This is a genomic window from Pseudomonas sp. HD6422 (assembly GCF_025377065.1).
Lineage (GTDB): Bacteria > Pseudomonadota > Gammaproteobacteria > Pseudomonadales > Pseudomonadaceae > Aquipseudomonas > Aquipseudomonas putida_U.
This window is the reverse complement of sequence record NZ_JAHWIW010000020.1, coordinates 1-26,488: the sequence shown is the minus strand read 5'-3', so window position 1 is coordinate 26,488 and position 26,488 is coordinate 1. Positions and strand designations below refer to the sequence as shown.

Annotated in this window: 24 protein-coding genes and 1 pseudogene; 21 read left to right on the top strand and 4 right to left on the bottom strand. The window is 64.7% G+C overall.

What is annotated here, in order from left to right:
• Positions 1-74: 74 nt before the first annotated feature.
• The 3 genes from KY379_RS15770 to KY379_RS15760 all read left to right on the top strand — a co-directional run bounded on the left by KY379_RS15770 (position 75) and on the right by KY379_RS15760 (position 3,216).
• Complete coding sequence (locus tag KY379_RS15770) at positions 75-1,298, top strand: MFS transporter (protein WP_261240754.1); 1,224 nt, start codon at positions 75-77, stop codon at positions 1,296-1,298.
• Between the two features lie 68 nt (positions 1,299-1,366).
• Complete coding sequence (locus tag KY379_RS15765) at positions 1,367-2,401, top strand: L,D-transpeptidase (RefSeq protein ID WP_261240753.1); 1,035 nt, start codon at positions 1,367-1,369, stop codon at positions 2,399-2,401.
• Between the two features lie 98 nt (positions 2,402-2,499).
• On the top strand, positions 2,500-3,216 hold the full coding sequence (locus KY379_RS15760) for a murein L,D-transpeptidase catalytic domain family protein (protein ID WP_133331602.1): 717 nt from the start codon (positions 2,500-2,502) through the stop codon (positions 3,214-3,216).
• A gap of 59 nt (positions 3,217-3,275) precedes the next feature.
• Here the strand turns inward: KY379_RS15760 and paaX are convergent, their stop codons facing one another.
• On the bottom strand, positions 3,276-4,205 hold the full coding sequence (paaX, locus tag KY379_RS15755) for a phenylacetic acid degradation operon negative regulatory protein PaaX (protein ID WP_196172262.1): 930 nt from the start codon (positions 4,203-4,205) through the stop codon (positions 3,276-3,278).
• A 77-nt stretch (positions 4,206-4,282) separates the two neighbouring features.
• On the bottom strand, positions 4,283-4,882 hold the full coding sequence (paaY, locus tag KY379_RS15750; RefSeq protein WP_133331600.1) for a phenylacetic acid degradation protein PaaY: 600 nt from the start codon (positions 4,880-4,882) through the stop codon (positions 4,283-4,285).
• Between the two features lie 278 nt (positions 4,883-5,160).
• On the opposite strand from paaY, the gene paaF reads away from it, so the two are divergent.
• The 18 genes and pseudogenes from paaF to KY379_RS15660 all read left to right on the top strand — a co-directional run bounded on the left by paaF (position 5,161) and on the right by KY379_RS15660 (position 24,361).
• Entirely contained in the window at positions 5,161-5,934 is a 774-nt protein-coding gene (paaF, locus tag KY379_RS15745) for a 2,3-dehydroadipyl-CoA hydratase PaaF (protein WP_133331599.1), read from the top strand.
• 33 nt (positions 5,935-5,967) lie between these two features.
• Positions 5,968-6,759, top strand: coding sequence for a 2-(1,2-epoxy-1,2-dihydrophenyl)acetyl-CoA isomerase PaaG (gene paaG, locus KY379_RS15740; protein WP_133331598.1), 792 nt, complete (start codon positions 5,968-5,970; stop codon positions 6,757-6,759).
• A gap of 2 nt (positions 6,760-6,761) precedes the next feature.
• Positions 6,762-8,294 carry a 3-hydroxyacyl-CoA dehydrogenase PaaH gene (gene paaH, locus KY379_RS15735; protein ID WP_261240751.1) on the top strand — a complete coding sequence of 511 codons (1,533 nt, stop codon included), beginning with the start codon at positions 6,762-6,764 and terminating at the stop codon, positions 8,292-8,294.
• Positions 8,291-8,746, top strand: a complete 456-nt coding sequence (gene paaI / locus KY379_RS15730) for a hydroxyphenylacetyl-CoA thioesterase PaaI (protein ID WP_133331596.1) — start codon at positions 8,291-8,293, stop codon at positions 8,744-8,746. The genes paaH and paaI overlap by 4 nt, the downstream gene beginning before the upstream one ends.
• Positions 8,739-9,959, top strand: coding sequence for a 3-oxoadipyl-CoA thiolase (gene pcaF / locus KY379_RS15725; RefSeq protein WP_261240748.1), 1,221 nt, complete (start codon positions 8,739-8,741; stop codon positions 9,957-9,959). The genes paaI and pcaF overlap by 8 nt, the downstream gene beginning before the upstream one ends.
• A gap of 113 nt (positions 9,960-10,072) precedes the next feature.
• On the top strand, positions 10,073-11,392 hold the full coding sequence (gene paaK, locus KY379_RS15720) for a phenylacetate--CoA ligase PaaK (protein WP_261240746.1): 1,320 nt from the start codon (positions 10,073-10,075) through the stop codon (positions 11,390-11,392).
• Positions 11,393-11,575: 183 nt separating this feature from the next.
• Positions 11,576-12,565: a 1,2-phenylacetyl-CoA epoxidase subunit PaaA gene (gene paaA / locus KY379_RS15715; RefSeq protein ID WP_133331593.1), complete on the top strand. Its 990-nt coding sequence runs from the start codon at positions 11,576-11,578 to the stop codon at positions 12,563-12,565.
• 25 nt (positions 12,566-12,590) lie between these two features.
• Entirely contained in the window at positions 12,591-12,872 is a 282-nt protein-coding gene (gene paaB / locus KY379_RS15710; RefSeq protein WP_133331592.1) for a 1,2-phenylacetyl-CoA epoxidase subunit PaaB, read from the top strand.
• Between the two features lie 8 nt (positions 12,873-12,880).
• Positions 12,881-13,639, top strand: a complete 759-nt coding sequence (gene paaC, locus KY379_RS15705; protein WP_133331591.1) for a 1,2-phenylacetyl-CoA epoxidase subunit PaaC — start codon at positions 12,881-12,883, stop codon at positions 13,637-13,639.
• Positions 13,626-14,159, top strand: coding sequence for a 1,2-phenylacetyl-CoA epoxidase subunit PaaD (paaD, locus tag KY379_RS15700; protein ID WP_133331590.1), 534 nt, complete (start codon positions 13,626-13,628; stop codon positions 14,157-14,159). The genes paaC and paaD overlap by 14 nt, the downstream gene beginning before the upstream one ends.
• Before the next feature lie 15 nt (positions 14,160-14,174).
• Positions 14,175-15,251 (top strand): 1,2-phenylacetyl-CoA epoxidase subunit PaaE, encoded by a 1,077-nt coding sequence (paaE, locus tag KY379_RS15695; protein WP_261240742.1) that lies wholly within the window; start codon positions 14,175-14,177, stop codon positions 15,249-15,251.
• Between the two features lie 63 nt (positions 15,252-15,314).
• Positions 15,315-15,623, top strand: a complete 309-nt coding sequence (locus KY379_RS15690) for a DUF485 domain-containing protein (protein WP_133331588.1) — start codon at positions 15,315-15,317, stop codon at positions 15,621-15,623.
• Positions 15,614-17,182: pseudogene (locus KY379_RS15685) on the top strand (cation acetate symporter); the annotation flags it as partial. The gene KY379_RS15690 and the pseudogene KY379_RS15685, both read left to right, overlap by 10 nt.
• 27 nt (positions 17,183-17,209) lie before the next feature.
• A complete protein-coding gene (locus KY379_RS15680; protein ID WP_133331586.1) occupies positions 17,210-18,442 on the top strand; it encodes an OprD family porin in 1,233 nt (410 codons plus the stop codon).
• Positions 18,443-18,465: 23 nt separating this feature from the next.
• Entirely contained in the window at positions 18,466-20,517 is a 2,052-nt protein-coding gene (paaZ, locus tag KY379_RS15675) for a phenylacetic acid degradation bifunctional protein PaaZ (RefSeq protein WP_261240741.1), read from the top strand.
• A gap of 170 nt (positions 20,518-20,687) precedes the next feature.
• A complete protein-coding gene (locus KY379_RS15670) occupies positions 20,688-22,433 on the top strand; it encodes a phosphoethanolamine transferase CptA (protein WP_409977277.1) in 1,746 nt (581 codons plus the stop codon).
• 188 nt (positions 22,434-22,621) lie between these two features.
• A complete protein-coding gene (locus KY379_RS15665; RefSeq protein WP_133331583.1) occupies positions 22,622-23,452 on the top strand; it encodes an alpha/beta fold hydrolase in 831 nt (276 codons plus the stop codon).
• A gap of 129 nt (positions 23,453-23,581) precedes the next feature.
• Entirely contained in the window at positions 23,582-24,361 is a 780-nt protein-coding gene (locus KY379_RS15660; protein ID WP_133331582.1) for a TSUP family transporter, read from the top strand.
• Positions 24,362-24,371: 10 nt separating this feature from the next.
• Here KY379_RS15660 and nudC read toward each other — a convergent pair whose 3' ends face one another.
• Positions 24,372-25,202 carry an NAD(+) diphosphatase gene (gene nudC / locus KY379_RS15655; RefSeq protein ID WP_261240739.1) on the bottom strand — a complete coding sequence of 277 codons (831 nt, stop codon included), beginning with the start codon at positions 25,200-25,202 and terminating at the stop codon, positions 24,372-24,374.
• Between the two features lie 34 nt (positions 25,203-25,236).
• Positions 25,237-26,049 carry a crotonase/enoyl-CoA hydratase family protein gene (locus KY379_RS15650; protein ID WP_133331580.1) on the bottom strand — a complete coding sequence of 271 codons (813 nt, stop codon included), beginning with the start codon at positions 26,047-26,049 and terminating at the stop codon, positions 25,237-25,239.
• Between the last annotated feature and the right edge of the window lie 439 nt (positions 26,050-26,488).

Here is a 26,488-nt window from a genome sequence, read left to right as displayed (position 1 = left end):
CCCCTATAATCCCAACGAAATTTCCCCCCGCTCTACCTGCCTGTTACAGGCACACCCCTTCGGAACCCGATACCATGCCAAGCCCCACTCAGGCCCATCGCCTCCCCGATCCACCCCACCGAAGCGTCGCACAGCAATGGCTGGCCATTCTCTCGGTTGCCGTGGGCGCCTTCGCCCTGGTGACCAGCGAGTTCCTGCCGGTAGGTGTACTCAACGATGTCGCCGCCGACCTGGGCATCAGTGCCGGCCACGCCGGCCTGATGGTGACGCTGCCCGGGATCATGGCCGCGCTCGCCGCCCCGCTGCTGTCGGTGGGCATCGGTGCGCTGGACCGCCGCTACCTGCTGGTCGGCCTGACGCTGATCATGATCATCGCCAACGCAGTGGTAGCCTACGCCAGCGACTTCAACCTGCTGTTGTTCGGGCGCGTGTTGCTAGGCATCAGCATCGGCGGTTTCTGGGCCACGGCGATCGCCCTCAGCGGCCGCCTGGCCCCCAGAGGCGTGGGCGTGGCGCAGGCCACTTCGATCATCATGGTCGGCGTGACCCTGGCCACCGTGCTCGGCGTGCCCGTCGGCACCTGGTTGAGCGGCCTGATGGGCTGGCGCATGACCTTCCTGGTCACGGCGGCGCTGGGCATTCCGGTGCTGTTGGCGCAGGTGTTCCTGCTGCCGCGGCTGAACCCGGACAAGGCCATTCGCATCAGTGACCTGCCGGCCTTGTTCATCAATCCGCAAGCACGGGTCGGCCTGATCGCCGTGCTGCTGATCGGCCTGGCGCACTTTGCCGCGTACACCTATGTCGCGCCGTTCTTCAAGGAGCGCGCAGGTTTCGATGGCCCGACCATTGGCTCGCTGCTGTTGCTGTATGGCGTGGCCGGGGTGCTGGGCAACGTGTTCGCCGGTTTCGCCGCCAACCGCAGCGTGCGCCATACCCTGCTGCTGGTCGCGCTGATGATCGCCATCAGCACTGCGCTGTTCCCTTACTTCGCCGCCGGCATGACCGGCGCAGCGATGCTGATCGCGCTCTGGGGCTTCGCCTTTGGCGCCTTCCCGGCATGCGCCAGCATCTGGATGTTCGTCGTCGCGCCCAAGGACGTGGAACGCGGTATGCCGCTGTTCGTGGCGATGTTCCAGGTGATCATCGCACTGGGATCGTTCTTCGGCGGACGTATCGTCGACCAGATGGGCAGCTCGGTATTGTTGAGTCTGGCCACTGCCTTGGTCGGTTGCGGAATGATCACGGTGCTGGTGTTGGGACGTAACGTGAGCAACAACCTGGCGGCGCAGCCCAGCTGACGTGCGGGTTTGCCCGAGAGCGAGCGTTGCGACTAAGCTGGCGACAGGGTTCAAGGAGGATCGATTGGATGTCGCATGCAACGCTCGCATTGACTCTGCTGTTTACCGCCACTTTGCTCGAAGCAGCGCCGCTGCACATCCCAGGCCCTACCCAACTCAGGACTCAGGTCGAAAGCCTCAAGCCTGGTCAGTTTCTCTGGTACCCGCAGGTCTCGCCGGTAGGGCCGGTAACCGTGGTGGTCAGCCTCACCGAACAGCGAGCCTACGTCTATCGCAATGGCATCGCCATTGGCGTCAGTACCGTGAGCAGCGGCAAACCAGGGCGGGAAACCCCCACCGGGGTTTTCAGCATCCTGCAGAAAAAGGTCGAACATAAATCCAGCCTCTACAACGATGCGCCCATGCCCTACATGGAGCGCCTGACCTGGGACGGCATCGCCTTGCATGCCGGCCACCTGCCAGGCTACCCCGCCTCCCACGGGTGCGTGCGCCTGCCGTTGGACTTTGCCAAGAAGCTCTACGAAGTCACCGGATTCAGTTCCACCACCGTCATCGTTTCCGATAGCCATAGCGCCCCCGTGGAGGTCACCCACCCCGGCGTGCTGGCGCCCACCGTCAGCGATGGCAAGCCCCAAGGCCCGCTGGTGTTGAGCAACCAGCAGTTCTGGAACGATCCGGATCCAACGGCGGGACCGCTTTCCATCCTGATCAGTCGCGCCGACCTGCGTGCCTACGTCTATCGCGCAGGCCAGTTGGTGGGCTCGGCGCCGGCCCTGTCGCTCGAGAACAGCCACCATCGCAGCGGTATGGCAGTGTATTCCCTGCTGCAAAAGCCCTCGGCCTTGCCAGTCGAGGCTGCCCTGCCTCTGCGCTGGTCGGCGGTTGCGGTGAGCAATCCGGAGTACGGCGATACACCTTATGAACAACTGGGGGAGCTGACCCTGGCCCCGGACTTCCGACAACATCTACGCGAGGCGATGGACGTCGGCACGACACTGGTGATCACCGACTGGGCGTCCACCCGGGAGACGCGCAGCAACGGGAAATTCACGGTCATCACCGGCGAAGAAGGTGAAGAAGCTAAACCATTGGTCAAAAAGTGATCGGCAACTCACTAAAAATCCAGCAAAGTAGCGGCTTTTCGCCTGCAATCTGCTAATCCTCAGTGCAGAGTTCAGGCTGTTTTCCAATGGGGCAATTCATGTCGATGCTCGAACCCTTGTGGGGAGCCATGCGGCTCTCGGCGGCCAGCCTTGGCCTGCTTTTTCTCGGTGCGTGGTCTGCCGCCCACGCCCAATCGCTGCCAAGCGCCGCGGAACTTCAACGCTTGGCGCCCAATGCCAACCTGTCAGCCCTCACCCTGGCGCTCACTGCCTACGAGTGCGCCAGCCAGAGCGATGGAGACAAGCTGCTCACGGTGATCGATTACTCCAAGGCCTCGCGTGACAAACGCCTGTGGGTGTTCGACCTGCAGGCCAGGAAGCTCCTGTTCGAGGAGTGGGTTGCCCATGGCAAGAACAGCGGCGCCGATGTGCCGACGACGTTCTCCAACGTCCCGAACAGCTACCAGTCCTCCATCGGCTTGTACGAAACCGGCCAGACCTACCGCGGCAAACACGGCCGCTCACTGCGCTTGCAAGGATTGGAGCCGGGCTTCAACGACAACAGCATGTCGCGGGCCATCGTCATGCATGCCGCTGCCTATGCCGACCCCAAGGTCGTGCCCGGACTCGGCCGCCTGGGGCGCAGTCAAGGCTGCCCTGCCGTTCGGCCAGCCATTGCCGGCAAATTGATCGATACCCTGCAACGTGGCAGCTATGTGTTCGCCTATTACCCGCAGCAGGAGTGGCTGAAGAAATCGCAGTTCCTCAATGCCCAGAGCTGCCCGGCGGCGAATCAGACGGTTGCCAGCAAGTAGTTGGTGGGGGATCGCGGTGGGCCAGGGGGTATGACTGGGGATTTGCAGTGCGCCCCCACTCAATCCAGCTTCAACCCACCAAAGCGCCGATAAAAACTCTCGTTCACATCCGGCAACGGCCCATCCGCCGTCTCCAGCGCACTGCCCAGATACGCCTCCGCCTTGGCGCACACCAACCGATACAGATTCCGGCACAACTGCCGCGCCGCCCGGCCCTCCCAATCCCCGGGCAGCAACTCCTCGGGCAGTTGCGGATCACGCAGCAACAACCGGCGGTATTCATGGATCAGCAGGGTGCGCGCCAGGAAGCAGTCCCGGGCATCGAGCTCGGCCTGCTCTTTCAACCCCTGCCACAACGGCCGGAACAACTGGATGAACTCGCTATACTGCTGCCCCAATTCGTCGATACGCCAGCTCTCACGCACTTGCGCGCGCATGGCCTTGGACGCCAGTACCTCCTGGGTATGGGTTTCGAAGACGATGCTGTCATCGCTGGCTTCCAACTCTCGCAGGGTCGCCGCGAGGTCCGCACGATCGGCGCGAGGGCAACCCAACAGGTTGGGCGCCATGGCGCCGAAGCCCTGCCATTCCAGCTCTTCGCGCACCGCCTTGCGCTTGGCGGCATCGAGCTGCGACAGCAGCACCAGGGTCCAGGCGCCATCCCAGGCCGGCTGGCTGGGGCTGTAGACACGCTTGAAGGCTTTTTCGAAACGCCGCCGGCCGGTACCGGTGAGGCTGTAGTAGCTGCGCCGGCCCACCTTGTCGGCGGTCAGCCAACCTTCTTTGGTCAAGCGGAAGATCGACGTGCGGATCAACCGTTCGTTGATGCCGATCGGCTCCAGCAGGTTGATCAGGCTACCCAGCCACACCGTGCCGCCGTGGGGCTCGATGGCATCACCATAGAGGGTGATGATCAGCGAACTGGCGCGGATCGGGGTCTGCTCCTGGAAGCGGGTGATCAGGGTATTCAGCGGGGCGAGGTTGCTCATGGAGGAACTGTGCGCGGAGAAAGTCCCGACTATACCTGTGCGGCGGGTCGCCTGGCCATGGTGGGACGCAGGCAGGTTCATGCGCCTGCCTCGCCCTTGGGCCGGAAACCGTCGTCACCCATGCGCGGGCGCTGGGCCTCGGCCTCGGTAAGCGGCGAGCACTCGACCATGCTGGCCATACAGCGCTCGCTCAGGCGCTGATATTCGGCAGTGCCGCGCTGCTTCCAGCTCAGCTCCTGCTCGCTCAGCGGGCGCTTGACCTGGGCCGGGGCGCCCATCACCAGGCTTTGCTCCGGGCACTCGAAGCCAGCCTTGACGAAGGCCGTGGCCCCGACGATGCAGCGTGGCGCGATATGGGCGCCGTCCATTACCACCGCATTCATGCCGATCAGCGCATCCTCACCCACCCGGCAACCGTGCAGCACCGCGCCATGCCCGACGTGGCCGTTGCGCTCTATCACCGTGTCGCCGCCTGGAAAGCCGTGCATCACGCAAGTGTCCTGCAGGTTCGCCCCCTCCTCCAGGACAATCCGCCCAAAATCGCCGCGCAGCGAGGCCAATGGGCCTACGTAACAACCTGGGCCGACGATCACATCACCGATCAGGACGGCGCTCGGGTGCACGTAGGCGCTGGGGTGGACGACCGGGGTCAGGCCATCGAGGCGGTAGCAAGGCATGGTCAATCTCCGAAAATGATTCTATATCTTCAGCGATCTTGTATCGCAATACATCCCGACGTCAATCCAGCCAAAGCCCTTAATTTTGCTGGAAAACCCAGATGAACCGAAAATACCTGACAACTCTAGAGATACATTTATGCATAGCTGATGTTGATTTTTTGTATCGCATAATGATTATACTGATCCCACCTGGGCGCGCTCGGCGCTGCCCCCTGCAGACAACTCCAAGAAAAGCCGGCCAACCCGTGCCGTGCGTGCAGCCAGAGGAACCCGACATGCCACGCTTCATCGCAGTACAGCCGCCCGAACACGGCGTTCGCCTGGTTACCCTGCACCGGCCGGAAGCGCTCAACGCTCTGTGCACCGAACTGCTGGCCGAACTCGCCGCCGAACTGAGCGCCGCCCAAGACTGCGAGCACACCCGCGCCGTGGTCATCACCGGCAGCCGCAAGGCCTTCGCCGCCGGCGCCGACATCCGCGAAATGGCCGAGCGGGATCTGGTCGGCATCCTCAACGACCCTCGCATCGTCCACTGGCAGCGCATTACCGCGTTCAGCAAACCGCTGATCGCTGCCGTCAACGGCTACGCGCTCGGCGGCGGCTGCGAACTGGTGATGTGCGCCGATATCGTGATCGCAGGCACCGACGCCCGCTTCGGCCAACCGGAAATCAACCTCGGCATCATCCCTGGTGCCGGCGGCACCCAGCGCCTGCTGCGCGCCGTGGGCAAGCCGCTGGCCATGCAGATGATCCTCAGCGGCGAAGCCATCACCGCCCGGCATGCCCTGCAGGCCGGCCTGGTGAGCGAAACCACCGAGCCCGAGTTCACCGTCGAACGCGCCCTCGAAGTGGCCCGCGCCATCGCCGCCAAGGCGCCGCTGGCGGTGCGCCTGGCCAAGGAAGCAGTGCTCAAGGCCGGCGACACCGACCTGGCCAGCGGCCTGCGCTTCGAGCGCCACGCCTTCACCCTGCTGGCCGGCACCGCCGACCGCGACGAAGGCATCCGCGCCTTCCAGGAAAAACGCCCGGCGCACTTCAAAGGTTGCTGAGCCCTTCCCATCGACTGACCGAGCGAGCCCGCCATGACTTTCGAGCACATTCTGTTTTCCATCGAGGACGGTGTCGCCCTCCTCTCGCTGAACCGTCCCGAGCAACTCAATAGCTTCAACACGCAAATGCACCTGGAAGTGCGCGAGGCCCTCAAGCAGGTACGCCAGAGCGACGAAGCCCGCGTACTGCTGTTGACCGGCGAAGGCCGCGGCTTCTGTGCCGGCCAAGACCTGTCCGACCGCAATGTCGCACCGGGCGCCGATATGCCGGATCTGGGCGAGTCCATCGAGAAGTTCTACAACCCTCTGGTGCGCACCCTGCGCGATCTGCCGCTACCGGTCATCTGCGCCGTCAACGGCGTGGCAGCCGGGGCCGGCGCCAACCTCCCTCTGGCCTGCGACCTGGTGCTGGCGGCTCGCTCGGCGAGCTTCATCCAGGCGTTCTGCAAGATCGGCCTGGTGCCGGACTCCGGCGGCACCTGGTTGCTGCCACGCCTGATCGGCATGGCGCGAGCCAAGGCCCTGGCCATGCTCGGCGAGCGCCTGAGCGCCGAACAGGCCGAACGCTGGGGGCTGATCCATCGGGTGGTCGACGATGCCGCGTTGCGCGACGAGGCACTCAGCCTGGCTCGCCATCTGGCCAGCCAGCCAACCTACGGCCTTGCCCTGATCAAACGCAGCCTCAACGCCAGCTTCGACAACGGCTTCGACCAGCAACTGGAACTGGAGCGCGACCTGCAGCGCCTGGCCGGGCGCAGCGAGGACTACCGCGAAGGCGTGAGCGCCTTCATGAACAAACGCACCCCCGTCTTCAAGGGCCGCTGACCATGAACGCACTCGACAGCAACGCCCAGGTCGCCGTGATCGGCGCTGGCGCCATGGGTGCCGGCATTGCCCAGGTGGCGGCGCAGGCCGGTCATCCAGTGAAGCTCTACGACAACCGCCCCGGCGCCGCGGCCCAGGCCATTGCCGGCATCGATCGCCAACTCGGCCGCCTGGTGGAAAAAGGCAAGCTGCAGGCCGAGGCTCGCGTGGCGATCGTCGCCCGCCTGGAGCCAGTGGAAGCGATCGAAGCCCTGGCCGATGCCCGCCTGGTCATCGAGGCCATCGTCGAGAACCTGCAGGTCAAGCAAGACCTGTTGCGCCAGCTGGAAAACCTGTGCGCCGCGGACTGCATCCTCGCCAGCAATACCTCATCACTGTCGATCACCAGCCTGGCTGCCGGCCTGCAGAGGCCGCAGCAGGTCATCGGCATGCACTTCTTCAACCCGGCGCCGCTGATGGCCCTGGTGGAGATCGTCTCGGGGCTGGCCACCGCGCCCTCACTGGCCGACACGCTGTACGAAACGGCCAAGGCCTGGGGCAAGAAGCCGGTGCACGCCCGCTCCACGCCAGGCTTCATCGTCAACCGCGTGGCCCGGCCGTTCTACGCCGAAAGCCTGCGCCTGCTGCAAGAAGGCGCAGCCGACTGTGCGACCCTCGACGCCCTGCTGCGCGATGCCGGCGGCTTTCGCATGGGCGCCTTCGAACTGACCGACCTGATCGGCCACGACGTCAACTATGCGGTGACCTGCTCGGTATTCGAGGCCTTCTATGGCGACTTTCGCTTCCAGCCGTCGCTGGTGCAGAAGGAGTTGGTCGACGCTGGACGCCTGGGGCGCAAGAGCGGCCAAGGTTTCTATCGCTACAGTGACGACGCCGAGCGTCCCGCGGTTGCCGAAATGCATAGCCAGACGCACGCAGGAGCCTGCGTGATCGAAGGCCACCTTGGCGTCATGCAGCCGCTGGTGCAACGTCTGAAGGACAGCGGCGTGACCATCACCGAACGCGCCGGTAGTGGCCTGATCCGCGTCGGCGACGCGACCCTGGCGCTCTCCGATGGCCGCCTGGCCAGCCAGCGCGCCGTCGAGGATGGCTTGCGCAATCTGGTGCTGCTCGACTTGGCCCTGGATTATCAAAGCGCTTCGCGCATCGCCATCAGCTGGTCCGCAGACACCGCACCCGATGCTCGCGACCAGGCCGTGGCGCTGCTGCAACAGGCAGGCCTGAGGGTCACCGCTGTCGCCGACCTGCCCGGGCTGGTGGTGCTGCGCACGGTTGTCATGCTCGCCAACGAAGCAGCCGACGCTGTGCTGCAAGGCGTCGCCAGCGCCGCCGACATCGACCTGGCCATGTGCGCCGGGGTCAATTACCCGCGAGGGCCGCTGGTCTGGGCCGAACAGATCGGCATCGGCCACAGCCTGCGCGTACTGGACCATCTGCAACGCAGCTACGGCGAAAGCCGCTACCGCCCATCCCTTCTGCTGCGCCGCCTGCACGCCGAGGGTGCGGCGACCGTCACCGAGAGCGCAAAACCATGACCGACCTGCAACGCACCCCCGAGGCGCTGGCTCAGGCCTGCGCCGACGCCATGTTCACCCGCGACCGCGCTACCCAGGCTCTGGGCATCCGCCTGCTGGAGACCAGCCCTGGCCAGGCCCGTTTGAGCATGCCGGTGCGCGCCGACATGATCCAGGGCCACGGCACTTGTCATGGGGGATTTCTGTTCGCCCTGGCCGACTCGGCCTTTGCCTTCGCCTGCAACAGCCACGACAAAGCCACTGTCGCCCAGGGCTGCAGCATCGACTACTTGGCTCCGGCACTGCTCGACGACGTGCTTTACGCCAACGCCGTCGAGCTGAGCCGCAAAGGCCGCACCGGGGTTTACGACGTACGCATCGAAAACCAGCGCGGCGAGCTGATCGCGCTGTTCCGGGGCAAATCCTACCAAGTGCGCGGCACGGTGCTCGCGCAGGAGACCACAGATGAGTGACCACAAGCCTTTCGACGCCTTGATCATCGATGCCGTGCGCACGCCGATCGGCCGCTACGGCGGCGCCCTGAGCCGGGTACGCCCGGATGACCTCGCCGCCGTGCCGATCAAGGCGCTGATCGAGCGCCACCCGGAACTGGATTGGCAAGCCATCGACGACGTGATCCTCGGCTGCGCCAACCAGGCCGGCGAAGACAACCGTAACGTCGCGCGCATGGCCAGCCTGCTGGCCGGGCTGCCGACCAGCGTGCCGGGCACCACGCTCAACCGCCTGTGTGGCTCGGGCCTGGACGCCATCGGCAACGCCGCCCGCGCCCTGCGCTGCGGCGAAGCCGGGCTGATGCTGGCCGGCGGCGTCGAGTCGATGTCGCGGGCGCCGTTCGTCATGGGCAAGTCGGAACAGGCCTTCGGTCGCAGTGCCGAGCTGTTCGACACGACCATCGGCTGGCGCTTCGTCAACCCGCTGATGCAGGCCGAGTTTGGCATCGACTCGATGCCGGAAACCGCCGAGAACGTCGCCGAGCAATTCGCCATCTCGCGTGCCGACCAGGACGCCTTCGCCTTGCGTAGCCAGCACAAAGCCGCCGCGTCCCAGGCCAGTGGCCGCCTGGCCCGGGAGATCGTGGCGGTGGAGATTGCGCAGCGCAAAGGCCCGCCCCTTCGCGTCGAGCAGGATGAGCATCCCCGCGCCGACACCACCCTCGAACAACTGGCCAAACTCGGCACGCCGTTCCGCCAGGGCGGCAGCATCACCGCCGGCAACGCCTCTGGCGTCAACGACGGTGCCTGCGCACTGTTGCTGGCCAGCAGCGAAGCGGCACGCCGCCATGGTCTGAAGGCCCGTGGCCGCGTGGTCGGCATGGCCGTGGCCGGGGTCGAACCGCGGATCATGGGCATCGGTCCGGTGCCGGCCACGCGCAAGGTGCTGGAGCTGACCGGCCTGTCGCTGGCCGACATGGACGTCATCGAGCTCAACGAAGCCTTCGCCGCCCAGGGGCTGGCCGTGCTGCGCGAACTGGGACTGGCCGACGATGATCCACGGGTCAACCCCAACGGCGGAGCCATCGCCCTGGGTCACCCCCTGGGCATGAGCGGTGCGCGCCTGGTCACCACGGCCTTGCATCAGCTGGAGGAAACCTCCGGCCGCTACGCCTTGTGCACCATGTGCATCGGCGTCGGCCAAGGCATTGCCATGGTCATCGAACGCCTCTGACCAATGGCCTGTTACTGAACGCGACGCCGCCGGTTATGCTGCGTCCATGACACTCACGGTAAGCCGTCCGGCACATCGGGCGGCCGACGTACAAGAACAATTCGAGTGAAGCCATGAACATGTACCATGATGCCGATCGTGCCCTGCTGGACCCGATGGAAACCGCCAGTGTCGATGCCCTGCGCCAGCATCAGCTGGAGCGCTTGCGCTGGAGCCTGCAACACGCCTATGACAACGTACCGCTGTACCGTAAACGCTTCGACGAATGCGGCGCCCACCCCGACGACCTGAAAACCCTCGACGACCTGGCGAAGTTCCCGTTCACCGGCAAGAACGACCTGCGCGACAACTACCCTTACGGCATGTTCGCCGTGCCCCAGCAGGAAGTGGTGCGCCTGCATGCCTCCAGCGGCACCACCGGCAAGCCGACCGTGGTCGGCTACACGCAGAACGACATCGACACCTGGGCCAACGTGGTGGCCCGCTCGATCCGCGCCGCTGGTGGGCGCAAGGGTGACAAGGTGCATGTGTCGTACGGCTATGGCCTGTTCACCGGCGGCCTGGGCGCCCACTACGGCGCCGAACGCCTCGGCTGCACGGTGATCCCGATGTCGGGCGGCCAGACCGAGAAGCAGGTCCAGCTGATTCGCGACTTCCAACCCGACATCATCATGGTCACGCCCTCCTACATGCTCAATCTGGCCGACGAGATCGAACGCCAGGGCATCTCCCCGCAGGACCTCAAGCTGCGCCTGGGCATCTTCGGCGCCGAGCCTTGGACCGACGAGCTGCGCCGCTCCATCGAGCAACGCCTGGGCATCGATGCCCTGGACATCTATGGCCTGTCGGAAATCATGGGCCCGGGCGTGGCCATGGAGTGCATCGAGACCAAGGACGGCCCGACCATCTGGGAAGACCACTTCTACCCCGAGATCATCGACCCAGTGACCGGTGCCGTGTTGCCAGACGGGCAACTGGGCGAGCTGGTGTTCACCTCGCTGAGCAAGGAAGCGCTGCCGATGGTGCGCTACCGCACCCGCGACCTGACCCGCCTGCTGCCGGGCACGGCGCGACCGATGCGGCGCATCGGCAAGATCACCGGACGCAGCGACGACATGCTGATCATCCGCGGCGTGAACGTGTTCCCGACGCAGATCGAGGAGCAGGTTCTTAAAATAAAACAGCTTTCAGAGCTATACGAGATACATTTGTATCGCAATGGAAATCTGGACAGCGTCGAGGTGCACGTGGAACTGCGTGCCGAGTGCCGCGGGCTCGACGACGCGCAGTGCAAGCTGCTGACAGCCGAGCTGGGCAAGCAGATCAAGACCTACATCGGCATCAGCACCCAGGTGCGCCTGCAGCCTTGCGGCACGCTGAAGCGCTCCGAGGGCAAGGCGTGCCATGTGTTCGACAAGCGGTTGGCTGGCTGAGCGTTTGGCGAAGGTTTTTTAGGGTATGTGAGATCGAGCGCCGCCCGCGCGGCGCTCGATTTCTGCCCCCCTAAACATCCCAACCCAAAGCGATACACAAATTCTATTCGATACACACAATTATGTTTGACGTTTAATTTTGTATCGCTTACAAATGACTCATGCTTTCGCAGGAGTCGAGCCATGTACGCACAGCTAGTGGAAACCGGAGTCAAGCGCGTCAAGTCGCTGGAAGAAATGTCGCCCGAAGAGCGCAACTTTCAGGAAAAGATCGACGCCGAAATCAAGATCGAAGCCAAGAACTGGATGCCCGAGGCCTACCGCCAGACCTTGATCCGGCAGATCTCCCAGCACGCCCATTCGGAAATCGTCGGCATGCTCCCAGAAGGCAACTGGGTCACCCGCGCCCCGAGCCTCAAGCGCAAGCTGCAACTGATGGCCAAGATCCAGGACGAAGCCGGCCACGGCCTGTACCTGTACAGCGCCATGGAAACCCTCGGCGCCGACCGCGACGAAGAAGTCGCCAAGCTGCACAGCGGCAAGGCCAAGTACTCGAGCATCTTCAACTACCCAACCCTGAGCTGGGCGGACATGGGTGCAGTGGGCTGGCTGGTCGATGGCGCCGCCATCGTCAATCAGGTGGTGCTGCAACGTACCTCTTATGGCCCCTATGCCCGGGCGATGATCCGCATCTGCAAGGAAGAGAGCTTCCACCAGCGCCAGGGCTACGAGATGCTCCTGACCATGATGCGCCACGGTACCCAGGCGCAGAAGGACATGGTCCAGGACGCCATCAACCGCCTGTGGTGGCCGGCGCTGATGATGTTCGGCCCCAGCGACGAACATTCGCCCAACAGCGCTCAGTCGATGGCCTGGAAGATCAAGCGCCAGACCAACGACGAACTGCGCCAGCGCTTCATCGACCAGACCGTACCGCAACTGGAACTGCTCGGCTGCACCGCGCCGGACCCGGAACTGAAGTGGAACGCCGAACGCGGCCACTACGACTTCGGCGAGATCCAGTGGGACGAATTCTACGAAGTCATCAAGGGTAACGGCCCGTGCAACCAGGAGCGCGTCGCCACCCGGCGCCAGGCCATCGAGGATGGCGCCTGGGTACGCGAGGCGGCCGTGGCCTATGCACGCAAGCAACAGAACAAGAACGCCGCCTGAACGGCGACCGATGCGGAGATCGAGTATGTCAACCTGGACCCTCTACGAAGTGTTCGTGCGCAGCAAGCACGGCCTGAACCACAAGCACGTCGGCAGCGTGCATGCCGCCGATGCCGCCATGGCCATCGAGAATGCCCGTGAGCTGTACACCCGCCGCAGCGAGGGCGTGAGCCTGTGGGTGGTGCCCTCGGCACTGATCACCGCCTCCTCGCCCGACGAGAAAGACCCGCTGTTCGCGCCCTCGGACGACAAGGTCTATCGCCACGCCAGCTTCTACGAACTGCCCGACGAAGTCGGACACATGTGAGGTTGGCCATGCACAAGCACGATCTGATCCCTTACCTGCTGCTGCTCGGCGACAGCGCCCTGATCCAGGGCCAGCGCCTGTGCGAGTGGTGCGGCCACGCGCCGGCGCTGGAAGAAGAGCTGGCCCTGATGAACGTCGGTCTCGACCTCGTCGGCCAGGCCCGCAATTGGCTCGAGTACGCCGCCGAGCTGGCCGATGATGGCCGCGACGCCGACGCCCTGGCGTTTCGCCGTGATGAGCGGGCGTTTCGCAACTTGCTGCTGGTCGAGCAACCCAATGGCGATTTCGCCGTGACCATGACCAAGCAGTTCTTCTACGACGCCTGGCACTTCGCCGTACTCCAAGGCTTGAGCGAGTCCTGCGACGAACGCATCGCCGGTATCGCCGCCAAGGCGCTGAAGGAAGTCACCTACCACCTGCGTCGTTCCAGCGAGTGGGTGCAACGCCTGGGCGGCGGCACCGACGAAAGCCGTCAGCGCATGCTCGCCGCCATTCCGGCGCTGTGGCGCTTCACCGTCGAATTGACCACTGGCAGCGACAACGAAGTGCAACTGGCCGCGGCTGGCATCGCTGCCGACCCGGTGGCGGTCGGCGCGGCCTGGCTCGAACAGGTCACGGCCATTTTCGATTCGGTCGAACTGCCCCTGCCCAAAGCCGCCAGTCATTTCTACCTGAGCGGCCGCCAGGGCCTGCACACCGAGCACCTGGGCCTGCTGCTGGCCGAGATGCAGTTCTTGCCAAGGGCCTACCCCGATGCAACCTGGTGAATTGATCGCCGGTGATCGCGGCGCCCGTGCAGCCCGTGGCGACGACCTGGCACGGGCCTGGGCGGTGCTGGGCGAAGTCATGGACCCGGAAGTACCGGTGGTCAGCGTGGTCGACCTGGGCATCGTGCGCGACGTCGACTGGCGCGCCGGGCACCTGCACCTGGTCGTTACCCCAACCTATTCCGGCTGCCCGGCCACCGAGGTGATCGAGGGCGATATCCGCCAGGCCCTGGAGCGCGCCGGCTTCGCCGCCCCGGAACTCGAACGCCGGCTGACGCCGGCCTGGAGCACCGACTGGATCAGCGCCGAGGGCCGTGAACGCCTGCGCGCCTATGGCATCGCTCCGCCGCACGGCAGCGCCAGCAAGCGCAGCCTGCTCGGCGAAGCGCCCGAAGTGTGCTGCCCGCAATGCGGCAGCGCCCACACCGAACTGCTCAGCCAGTTCGGCTCCACGGCCTGCAAGGCGCTGTACCGCTGCCGCGAGTGCCTGGAGCCGTTCGACTATTTCAAATGCATTTGAGCCGTGGAGATCACCATGAGCCAGTTTCATAGCCTGACCATCAAGCAAGTGCGCAACGAAACCCGCGATGCTGTATCGATCGCCTTCGACGTGCCCCCGCACCTGCAGCAGACCTTCCGCTTCACCCAGGGCCAGTACCTGGTGATGCGCACCCGCCTGGACGACGAGGAAGTCCGCCGCTCCTATTCCATCTGCAGTGCTGTGCAGGACGGCGAGTTGCGGGTGGCGGTCAAACGTGTACCGGGCGGGCGCTTCTCGGCCTTCGCCAATGAAGTGCTCAAGGCCGGCCAGCAGCTGGAAGTGATGCCACCTGCAGGCAGCTTCTTCGTGCCGCTCGACCCGGCGCGCCAGGGCAACTACCTGGGCGTGGCAGCCGGCAGCGGCATCACGCCGATCCTGTCGATCGTCGCCAGTACCTTGGCCAGCGAGCCGCACAGCCGCTTCACCCTGCTCTACGGCAACCGCTCGAGCTCCGGCGCGCTGTTTCGCGACAAGCTCGAAGACTTGAAGAACCGTTACCTCGACCGCCTGAACCTGATCTTCGTGTTCAGCCGCGAGCAGCAGGACGTCGACCTGTACAACGGCCGCATCGATGCCGACAAGTGCGGCCAGTTGTTCTCCCGCTGGCTCGACGTACCGGGCCTGGACGCCGCGTTCATCTGTGGTCCCCAGGCGATGACCGAAACCGTGCGCGACAGCCTGCAAGCCAACGGCATGGCCAAGGAACGTATTCACTTCGAGCTGTTCGCCGCCGCCGACAACAGCGCCCGGCGCGAAGCGCGTGAAGCGGCGCGTCAGGTGGACTCGGCGCTGAGCCACATCACCGTGATCAGCGACGGGCGGGCATTGAGCTTCGACCTGCCACGCAACAGCCAGAACATTCTCGACGCCGGCAACGCCATCGGTGCCGAACTGCCCTATTCGTGCAAGGCCGGTGTTTGCTCGACCTGCAAATGCCGTGTGATCGAGGGCGAGGTGGAGATGGACAGCAACCATGTCCTGGAAGACTACGAAGTGGCTGCCGGCTACGTGCTGTCGTGCCAGACCTACCCGGTGAGCGACAAGGTGGTCCTGGATTTCGACCAGCTTTGAGACCTCATCGCAACACCCGCGTGACCTCAACACAACAACTACAACACTCCGAGATCGCAACCCATGACCCCCGAACGCATAGAGAGCATCGCCAACCACCCCGACTTCCAGCACCTGGTCCGGCGCAAGCGCCGCCTCAACGGCAGCCTGACCCTGGCCATGCTGGTCAGCTACTACGGCTTCGTGCTGCTGGTGGCCTTCTCGCCCAGCACCCTCGGCCAGTCGCTCAGCGGCGGCGTGACCACCGTCGGCATGCTGGTCGGCGTGCTCATGGTGCTGCTGTCCTTCGCCCTCACCGGCCTTTACGTGCACCGCGCCAACAACGTGCTCGACCCGCTCAACGACAAGGTCAAGCAGGAGTGCGCGCAATGAACTGGACTGCCATCTCGATGTTCATGGTGTTTGTCTGCTTCACCCTGCTGGTGACCCGCTGGGCCGCCCTGCGCACCCGCTCGGCCAGCGACTTCTACACCGCCGGCGGCGGCCTGACCGGTATGCAGAACGGCCTGGCGATCGCCGGTGACATGATCAGCGCCGCCTCCTTCCTCGGCATCTCGGCGATGATGTTCATGAACGGCTACGACGGCCTGCTGTATGCCCTGGGCGTACTGGCCGGCTGGCCGATCATCCTGTTCCTGATCGCCGAACGCTTGCGCAACCTGGGCAAGTACACCTTCGCCGACGTGGTCTCCTACCGCCTGGCGCAGACCCCGGTACGCTTGAGCTCGGCCTTCGGCACCCTGGCCGTGGCATTGATGTACCTGGTGGCGCAGATGGTCGGCGCTGGCAAGCTGATCGAACTGCTGTTCGGCATCGACTACCTGTACGCGGTGATGCTGGTCGGCGTGCTGATGGTCGCCTACGTGACCTTCGGCGGGATGCTCGCCACCACCTGGGTGCAGATCATCAAGGCGGTGATGCTGCTCTCGGGCACCACCTTCATGGCCTTCATGGTGCTCAAGCACTTCGGTTTCAGCACCGAGGCGATGTTCGCCAATGCCGTGGCGGTACATGCCAAGGGCCAGGCGATCATGGCGCCGGGCGGCTTGCTGTCCAACCCGGTGGATGCGATTTCCCTGGGCCTGGGCATGATGTTCGGCACTGCCGGCCTGCCGCATATCCTGATGCGCTTCTTCACCGTCAGCGACGCCAAGGAAGCGCGCAAGAGCGTGTTCTACGCCACCGGCTTCATCGGCTACTTCTACCTGCTGCTGATCGTCATCGGCTTCGGCGCCATCGTCATGGTCGGCACCGAACCGGCCTACCGCGATGCCAGCGGCGCGATCATCGGCGGTGGCAACATGGTCGCAGTGCACCTGGCCCAAGCGGTGGGTGGCAACCTGTTCCTCGGCTTCATCTCGGCCGTGGCGTTCGCCACGATCCTGGCGGTGGTGGCGGGCTTGGCATTGTCCGGAGCCTCGGCGGTATCCCACGACCTCTACGCCTGCGTCGTGCGCAAAGGCCAGGCGAGCGAGCGCGAAGAAATGCGCGTGTCGCGGATCGCCACCCTGGTGATCGGCCTGCTGGCGGTGCTGCTCGGCCTGGCGTTCGAGTCGCAGAACATCGCATTCCTGTCCGGCCTGGTGCTGGCGGTGGCCGCTTCGGTCAACTTCCCGGTGCTGCTGCTTTCGATGTTCTGGAAGGGCCTGACCACCCGCGGCGCGGTGTGCGGCAGCATGGCCGGGTTGGCCTCGGCGATCGTGCTGGTGGTGCTGGGCCCGGCGGTGTGGGTCAACGTGCTGCACAACGACACGGCACTGTTCCCCTATAGCAACCCGGCGCTGTTCTCCATGAGCCTGGCGTTCATCGCTGCCTGGGGGTTCTCGGTCACCGATGGTTCGGCGCGCGCGGCCGAGGAACGGGGTCGCTACCTGGCCCAGTTCATCCGCTCCATGACCGGTATCGGCGCCGCCGGCGCCAGCAAGCACTGATCCATGAACCTGTCGGGTATAACAACAATGAACCGCACGCACCTCACATCGGCCGCTTGCCTGGCCACTCTCGCCCTGCCCCTGCCGGCCTTGGCGGACTTCATCGGCGACAGTCACGCCAAGCTGGAACTGCGCAACCACTACATCAACCGCGATTTTCGCCAGAACAACGCGCCACAGGCCAAGGCCGAGGAGTGGGGCCAGGGCTTCACCGCGAAGTTCGAATCGGGCTTCACCGAAGGCCCGCTGGGCTTTGGCGTGGATGCCCTCGGCCAGCTCGGCATCAAGCTCGACTCCAGCCGTGACCGCCGCAACACCGGCCTGCTGCCCTTCGGCCCGAACAGCCACGAGCCCGTCGACGACTACAGCGAGCTAGGGTTGACCGGCAAGCTGCGGCTGGGCCAGAGCACCCTGCGCCTGGGCACCCTGCAGCCGAACCTGCCGGTGGTGGTGTACAACGATACCCGCCTGCTGGCCTCGACTTTCCAGGGCGGCCTGCTGACCAGCCAGGACATCGACGGCTTGACCGTCAACGCCGGGCGCCTGAGCCGGGTCAACCTGCGTGACTCGTCAGGGCGCGACGACATGGGCTACGGCGCCGCCGTCAGCGACCACCTCGACTTCGGCGGCGCCAGCTACGCCCTCAGCCCCGAAACCAGCGTCAGCTACTACTACGCCAAGCTGCAGGACATCTACCGCCAGCAGTTCGTCGGCCTGGTCGATACCCGCGCCCTGGGCGAAGGCCTGAGCCTGCGCAGTGACCTGCGTTACTTCGACAGCCGCGAAGATGGCGCCGAACGCGCCGGCAGCATCGACAACCGCAACTTCAACGCCATGTTCACCCTCGGCGTGCGGGCCCACAAATTCACCGCCGCCTGGCAACAGCAGTCCGGCGACAGTGCTTTCCCGTTCGTCAATGGCGGCGACCCGTTCACCGTCAACCTGGTGACCTACAACACCTTCACCCGCGCCGGCCTGGATTCCTGGCAACTGCGCTACGACTACTCGTTCGCCGCCCTCGGTATCCCTGGCCTGACCTTCATGACCCGCTACACCGACGGCCGTCATGGCGAAACTGCGACCGTCAGCAATGGCCGCGAACGCGAGCGCGACACCGACCTGACCTACGTCATCCAGAGCGGCCCATTCAAGGACGTCAGCCTGCGCTGGCGCAACGTCACCTTCCGTTCCGGCAACGGCCTGACCAACGCCGTGGACGAGAACCGCCTGATCATCGGCTACACCCTGGCGCTGTGGTAATCGCGCCCCTGGAGGAGAATCACATGTCTATCGCCCCTACCCTGCAGAGCTTCATCGGCGGCCGCTGGCTCGGCCAACACGGTGCGCAAGCCCTGCGCAGCGCCCTGGACGGCCATGTCCTGGCCTACAGCCACGAAGAGCGCCCGGACTTCGCCGAGGCGGTCGATTTCGCCCGCGCCCGTGGCCTGGCCGAACTGCTGGCCATGGACTTCCAGCAACGCGCACAACGCCTCAAGGCCTTGGCACTGTATCTGGCCGAGCGCAAGGAGCAGCTATACGCCCTGTCCCATCACAGTGGCGCGACCCGCGCCGACAGTTGGATCGACATCGAAGGCGGTAATGCCACGCTGTTCTCCTATGCCGGTATCGGCAGCCGCGAGCTGCCGTCGGGGAATCTGGTGCACGAAGGCCCGGCCATTCCCCTGGGCAAGCAGGGCAAGTTCGCCGGCAGCCATATCCTGGTGCCGCGCGCAGGCGTGGCGGTACACATCAATGCCTTCAACTTCCCGATCTGGGGCATGTTGGAGAAGTTCGCCCCGACCTTTCTCGCCGGCATGCCGTGCATCGTCAAACCCGCCACCTCGACCAGCTACCTGACCGAAGCTGTGGTTCGCCTGATGGATGAATCGGGGCTGTTGCCAACCGGTAGCCTGCAATTGGTGATTGGCAGCACCGGCGACCTGCTCGATCGCCTGCACGGCCAGGACGTGGTGACCTTCACCGGCTCGGCCGACACCGCCGCCAAGCTGCGCGTCACGCCCAACCTGATCCGCAACTCGGTGCCGTTCACCGCCGAGGCCGACTCGCTCAACTGCGCCATTCTCGGCCCGGACGTCACCCCGGACAGCCCGGAGTTCGACCTGTACATCAAGGAGGTGGTGCGCGAAATGACCACCAAGGCCGGGCAGAAATGCACCGCCATCCGCCGCGCCATCGTGCCGGCCAAGCACATCGACGCCGTTGCCACCCGCTTGCGCGAGCGCCTGAGCAAGGTGGTGGTCGGTGATCCATCGGTCGAAGGCGTGCGCATGGGCGCTTTGGCCTCCCACGATCAGCAGCGCGACGTCGGCGAGCGCGTGCGAAGCCTGCTGCAAAGCTGCGAGCAGTTGTTCGGTGCCAGCGATGGCTTCGCCCCACGTGGCGAAGGCGTGGCCGAGGGAGCGTTCTTCGCCCCGACCCTGCTCCAGGCCCGCGACCCGCACGCCGAGGGCGGTGCCCACGACATCGAAGCGTTCGGCCCGGTCAGCACCCTGATGGCCTATGACGACCTGGACGAGGCTCTGGCCCTGGCCGCACGCGGCAAAGGCAGCCTGGTCGCCTCCCTGGTCACCGCCGACCGTGCGGTGGCGGCCAAGGCCATCCCGGTCGCAGCCGCCTGGCACGGCCGTCTGCTGGTGCTCGACAGCGAAGCCGCCCAGGAGTCCACCGGCCATGGCTCGCCGCTGCCGCAACTCAAGCACGGTGGCCCTGGACGTGCCGGTGGCGGTGAGGAGCTGGGCGGCCTGCGTGCGGTCAAGCACTACCTGCAACGTGCGGCGGTACAAGGATCGCCGAGCATGCTCAGCGCCGTGACCGGTGAGTACGTGCGCGGCGCCGAGGTGATCGAGACCGAGGTCCACCCGTTCCGCCGACACTTCGAGGAACTGCGCATCGGCGAGTCGCTGCTGACCCATCGCCGCACCGTGACCGAAGCCGACCTGGTCAACTTCGGCTGCCTGTCGGGCGACCACTTCTACATGCACTTCGACGAGATCGCGGCCAAGGCATCGCAGTTCGGCAAGCGCATCGCCCACGGCTACTTCGTGCTGTCGGCAGCGGCCGGGCTGTTCGTTTCCCCGGGCGAAGGTCCGGTGCTGGCCAACTATGGGCTCGATACCCTGCGCTTCATCAACCCGGTGGGCATCGGCGACACGATTCAGGCGCGGCTGACTTGCAAGCGCAAGATCGACCAGGGCAAGACCAGCCCTCTGGGACAGCCCCAGGGCGTGGTGGCCTGGGACGTGGAGGTGACCAATCAGCTGGGGGACATCGTTGCCAGCTACGACATCCTGACCTTGGTACTGAAGAAGGGCTGATCGACGGCGTTCTGTTCTGGCCTCTTCGCGGGCTTGCCCGCGAAGAGGTCTGCAGAGACGATCTCTGTACGCATTTTTGACGATTTCATCACAATTCCATTGCTAGCTTTGCCCGCCTCGGCCGCACGCGCCTTCGCGCACCACCGCGGCCCTCTGGATATGGATAAATCGTGTCGACTTCCTCCCCTTCCCGCCGCAAGGTGGACTGGGCCGGCCTGGGCTGGCTGCTGCTGTTCTTCTGGTACTTCTCCGGCGTCACCCAGGCGCTGATTCTGTTCAGCGGCACCAGCGGCTTCGCCGGTTTCCGCGACGCCTTCTTCCTCAGTAGCCTGTGGCTGGCACCGGCACTGCTGCTGCCACGCTTCACCCGTGGTGTGGCGGCGGTGATCGGCGTGGTGCTGTGGGCTGCGTCGCTGGTCGGCCTGAGCTATTTCGGCATTTATCATCAGGAGTTTTCCCAGAGCGTCATTTTCGTGATGTTCGAATCGAACAGCGCCGAAGCTGGGGAATACTTCAGCCAGTATTTCAGCCTTGGCCTGTGCCTGGCCCTGGTGCTCTACAGCCTGGTGGCGATACTGCTGTGGCGTCGCGTGCGGCCCCTGCGCATGCCGGCACTGCCGCGCGTGGCGCTGGCCGTGGTGCTGGTGGCGGCGAACCTGGTGTATCCGTTCTACAAACAGATGGTCGGCCAGGACCGCAACTTCGCCGATGCCCTGGACAAGGTGCAGCAGCGCATGGAACCGGCGGTGCCATGGCAGTTGGCGGTCGGCTACGCCCAGTACCGCCAGCAGCTTGGCAACATGCAGAAGCTGCTCGACCAGAATGCCGCGCTGCCGCCGCTGAACCATCTCAAGGACAGCAGTGGCACCGCCCCCCGCACCTTGGTGCTGGTGCTGGGCGAGTCGACCACCCGCGAACACATGCACCTGTACGGTTACGGGCGCCAGACCACGCCCAATCTCGATGCCCTGGCGAGCGCCGACCATCAGCTCACGGTATTCCAGGATGTGGTGTCGCCGCGGCCCTACACCATCGAAGTGATGCAGCAAATCCTCACCTTCGGCGACGAACAGCACCCCGACCGCTTCCTCGATTCGCCATCGCTGATCAACCTGATGAAACAGGCGGGCTACAAGACCTTCTGGATCACCAACCAGCAGACGATGACCAAGCGCAACACCATGCTCACCACCTTCTCGCAACAGACGGACGAGCAGTACTACCTGAACAACCAGCGCAACCAGAATGCCCGCCAATACGACGATGTGGTCCTGGCACCGTTCGACAAGGTGCTGGCCGACCCGGCGCCGAAAAAGCTGATCATCGTGCACCTGCTGGGCACGCACATGGACTACCGTTACCGCTATCCCCAGGAGCTCGCCCAGTTCAAGGACCGTCAGGGCGCACCGTCGAGCCTGTCCGACGATCAGGTGGAAACCTACAACGCCTATGACAACGCCGTGCTGCACAATGACCTGGTGGTGTCGAACCTGATCAAGCACTATGCCGCTACCGCCCCGAACGGCTTCCTGGTGTACCTGTCGGACCATGGCGAGGACGTCTACAGCAGCGGCAAGCACGATCGTCTGGGCCGCAACGAGGGCGCCCCGACCCGCCCCATGTACACCATTCCGTTCCTGGTCTGGACCTCCCCGAGCTGGCAGCAGGCGCACCCGCGAAACCTGCAGGCGGTAAGTTCGCGGCCCTACAGCAGCTCGCACCTGATCCACACCCTCTCCGACCTGGCCGGTTTGAGCTATGACGGTTTTGAACCCGCCAAGAGTCTGGTAAGCGAGCAGTTCGTGGCCGCGCCCCGCTGGATCGGCGACCCCTATGCGAAGAATGGCTTGCGTGAGTTCGACCAGTTGCCGGCAAGCGATGCTCAGACCGTCCGGCAGTTGGCCAAAGCGCCCTAGGCCCCAGACACCCTCGCACACCCTGCTCAAGTGCCTTGTCCGCTGGCTACCGTCTGCTGGACAAGGCCCTGCCAGATGCCGACCGTCGGCTTTCCCCTGGCACAGATGCATCAGCGGCAATGGCGTGCCAAATACCTCCTATTCTCAATAGCTCTTCGCCAATACCACCTGTACAGAGGAGCAGGACCATGAGCTACGTGACGACGAAGGATGGCGTGCAGATCTTCTACAAGGACTGGGGGCCGCGCGATGCGCAAGTCATCCATTTCCACCATGGCTGGCCTCTGAGTGCCGACGACTGGGATGCGCAGATGCTGTTCTTCCTCGGCCAGGGCTTTCGCGTAGTGGCCCACGATCGCCGTGGCCACGGGCGCTCGAGCCAGGTCTGGGACGGCCACGACATGGACCACTATGCCGATGACGTCGCGGCAGTGGTCGAGCATCTGGGCATTCAGGGCGCGGTGCATGTCGGGCATTCGACCGGCGGTGGCGAGGTGGTGCGCTACATGGCCCGCTACCCTGGCGACAAGGTGGCCAAAGCGGTGCTGATCGCAGCGGTGCCACCTCTGATGGTACAGACCCCGGCCAATCCTGGCGGTCTGCCGAAATCAGTCTTCGACGACTTCCAGGCCCAGGTAGCGACCAACCGGGCACAGTTCTACCGTGATGTACCCAGCGGCCCGTTCTACGGCTACAACAAACCAGGCGTCACCCCTTCCGAAGGCGTCATCGCCAACTGGTGGCGCCAAGGCATGATCGGCAGCGCCAAGGCCCACTACGACGGCATCGTCGCGTTCTCGCAGACCGATTTCACCGACGACCTCAAGGGTATTAGCCAACCGGTGCTGGTGATGCATGGCGATGCCGACCAGATCGTGCCCTACGAGAATGCCGGGCCGCTGTCGGCCAAGTTGCTGCCCAACGGCACGCTCAAGACCTACGCCGGCTATCCGCACGGCATGCCGACGACCCATGCCGACGTGATCAACGCCGACTTGCTGGCGTTCATTCGCAGTTGAGGCCAGCGGCCTCATCGCCGATCTGCCGGCGATGAGGCCAACACTGGAAACCCGTCCGTCCCAGGATTAACATGTAGCGTTTCAGCGCGGCCCTTTGTCGCGCCTCCTCCTCCTGCCCTCCTGAACCCCATGCCTTTCGAACTCACCGTAGAACCGCTTACCTTACTGATCCTGGCCCTGGTCGCCTTCGTCGCCGGTTTCATCGACGCCATCGCCGGCGGGGGCGGCCTGCTCACCACCCCGGCGCTGCTCACTGCCGGGATGCCGCCGCACCTGGTACTGGGCACCAACAAGCTCAGCTCCACTTTCGGCTCGGCCACCGCCAGCTTCACCTACTACAAGCGCAAGCTGTTCCACCCGGCGCAATGGCGTCCCGCGCTGTTCGGCACACTGGCCGGTGCGTTGATCGGCGCGGTGGTGGCGCATTACATGCCCGCCGAGTGGCTGAACAAGATGCTGCCGGTGGTGGTCTTCGCCTGCGGCATCTACCTGCTGTTCGGCGGCACGCCCAAGGCGCCGCTGGATGCCGACGCACCGATCAAGAAGAAGTGGCAGGCGCCGCAGGGCTTCACCCTCGGCTTCTACGACGGCGTGGCCGGCCCAGGGACCGGTGCATTCTGGACGGTCAGCACCCTGCTGCTCTATCCCATCGATCTGGTCCGCGCCAGCGGCGTAGCGCGCAGCATGAACTTCGTCAGCAACATCGCGGCGCTGACCGTGTTCATCGCCTCTGGGCAGGTGGATTACATCGTCGGCCTGTGCATGGGCCTGTCGGTGATGGTGGGCGCGTTCTTCGGCGCGCGCACGGCCATCAGCGGCGGCAGCAAGTTCATCCGTCCGGTCTTCATCAGCGTGGTGCTGGCGCTCACCGTGCGCCTGGCCTGGCAGCACTGGTTCGGCCAGGCCTAGGCAAGGGCGCTTAGCGCGGCAGCTGCGGCTCAGGCTGGCCCAGGCGACGGGCCACATACAAGTCGATCAGGTAGCGGGCGATGGAGCGCCCCGCCGGCAGCGGCGGCAGGTCGCGCACGTTGAACCACTTGGCATCCTCGATCTCGTCCGGCTGCATGACGATCTCACCGCCGGCGTACTCGGCATGGAAGCCCAGCATCATCGAATGTGGGAACGGCCAGCATTGGCTACCGACGTACTGTATGTTGCGGACCTCGACCGCCACTTCCTCGCGGACCTCGCGGACCAGGCAATCCTCTGCCGACTCGCCGGGCTCGGCGAAGCCCGCCAGGGTGCTGTACACCCCCGTGACGAAGCGCGGCGAGCGGGCCAGGAGAATCTCGTCGCCATGGGTCACTAGCACGATCATGCTCGGCGAAATGCGCGGATAGCTACGCAGGTCGCAGGCCTGGCAATACATCGCCCGCTCCCAGTGGATCTGGTGAATGGCTTGGCCGCAACTGCCGCAGAAGCGGTGCTCGCGCGCCCAAGTGCCGATCTGCGCTGCGTAACCCAACACCTTGTAGGTGTCGAAGTCGCCTTCCAGCATGAACGCACGCAGCCCACGCCAGCTGCAGCCTGACACCTCGCCGGCAGCCCGCAGCTCGAGCAGGAACACCGGCTCACCGTCGAGATGGCCGATGCCATGCTCGCTCAGTACATCGAGCCCCCTCTCCTTGAGCCATTGGCGTGGAAACAGCGCACCATTGCCATCGACCAGGAACCCCTCGGGGCTGCGGGCCACGGCCAGGCCGCCGGGGGTTTGCGGGTCGAGTACTGCGGTAGTCCAACGTGCTGACATAAAACGGCTTCCTGACTGCGCGTCCCCCGCGCGGTCAGTCGGCGAACGTCGGTTTCTGTTTGCTCATGTGCGCCGCCACTGCCACGCGCAAGTCCTCGGACTGCAGCATCGCGGCGTTCCAGGTGGCGATGTAATCCAGGCCATCGTCGATGCGATGGTCACGCATGTAGCTCAGCATCTGCTTGGTGCCGGCCACGGCAATCGGTGATTTTGCGGCAATTTCCCGGGCGATGGCAAAGACCCCGTCCAGCAGCGCGGCCTGATCATCATAGACCCGGTTGACCAGGCCGATGCGCAACGCCTCGTCGGCCGCCACCTGCCGCCCGGTGAAAGCCAGCTCACGCATGATGCCGTCGCCGATGATGCGTGGCAAACGTTGCAGGGTACCGACATCGGCCGCCATGCCCATGTCGACCTCCTTGATCGAGAACTGCGCATCCTGGCTGCAGTAGCGCATGTCGCAGGCCGAGACCAGGTCGATGGCGCCGCCGATGCAGTAGCCCTGGATGGCCGCCAGCACCGGCTTGCGGCATTTGTCCACGGCGGTGAACGAAGCCTGCATGCGCAGGATGGTGCTGCGCAGCAGACGTGCATTACGGCCTGCATCCTTGCCCAGCTGCCCGGCCAGGCTGGCCAGCATCGTCAGGTCGATACCCGAGGAGAAGTGCTTGCCGGCGCCGCTGAGCACCACTGCGCGGACTGCATCGGTGTCGTCGATCCAACGGAAGATGGCGATGATTTCCTCCCAGAAGGCGGCGTTCATCGAGTTGATCTTGTCCGGGCGGTTGATCTGCACATGGGCGATGCTGTCGATCAGTTCGACCTTGAACGCACTGTAGTCAGACACGGGCGGCACTCCTGTGGGAAAGATGGTCTGGCAAGGATGTTAACCCAGGCTGCAGGCCGCGCTTGTGCCAAAAACGGGTTCTTTTTGGATTGTCGGGGGGAGCTGGCTTGGCTTGGCATTTAGATCGTGAGCTGATCCATTGTGTGTAGCGGCGCTACTGGCCCCTTCCGCCTTTACGGCGGGCAACTTTTTTCTTGGAAAATGTTGCACAAAACCGCTTGCTCCTGCATCCGGCCCTCCGCTGCGCTACGGGTCCCCTCGCTACGGCGCCTTCCTGACGTCGCAAAGTTAGGGGCGGCGCCTGCACTGGCGTTATCTTCGAAAGACAGATCGCGAGATCCGCAACGACACAAAAAGATAGGTGTATGGACCGGACACATGGTGGACACATGTACGGGGACATGGTGGACACATTATCGCCTGCCATCCGGGTTGTTGA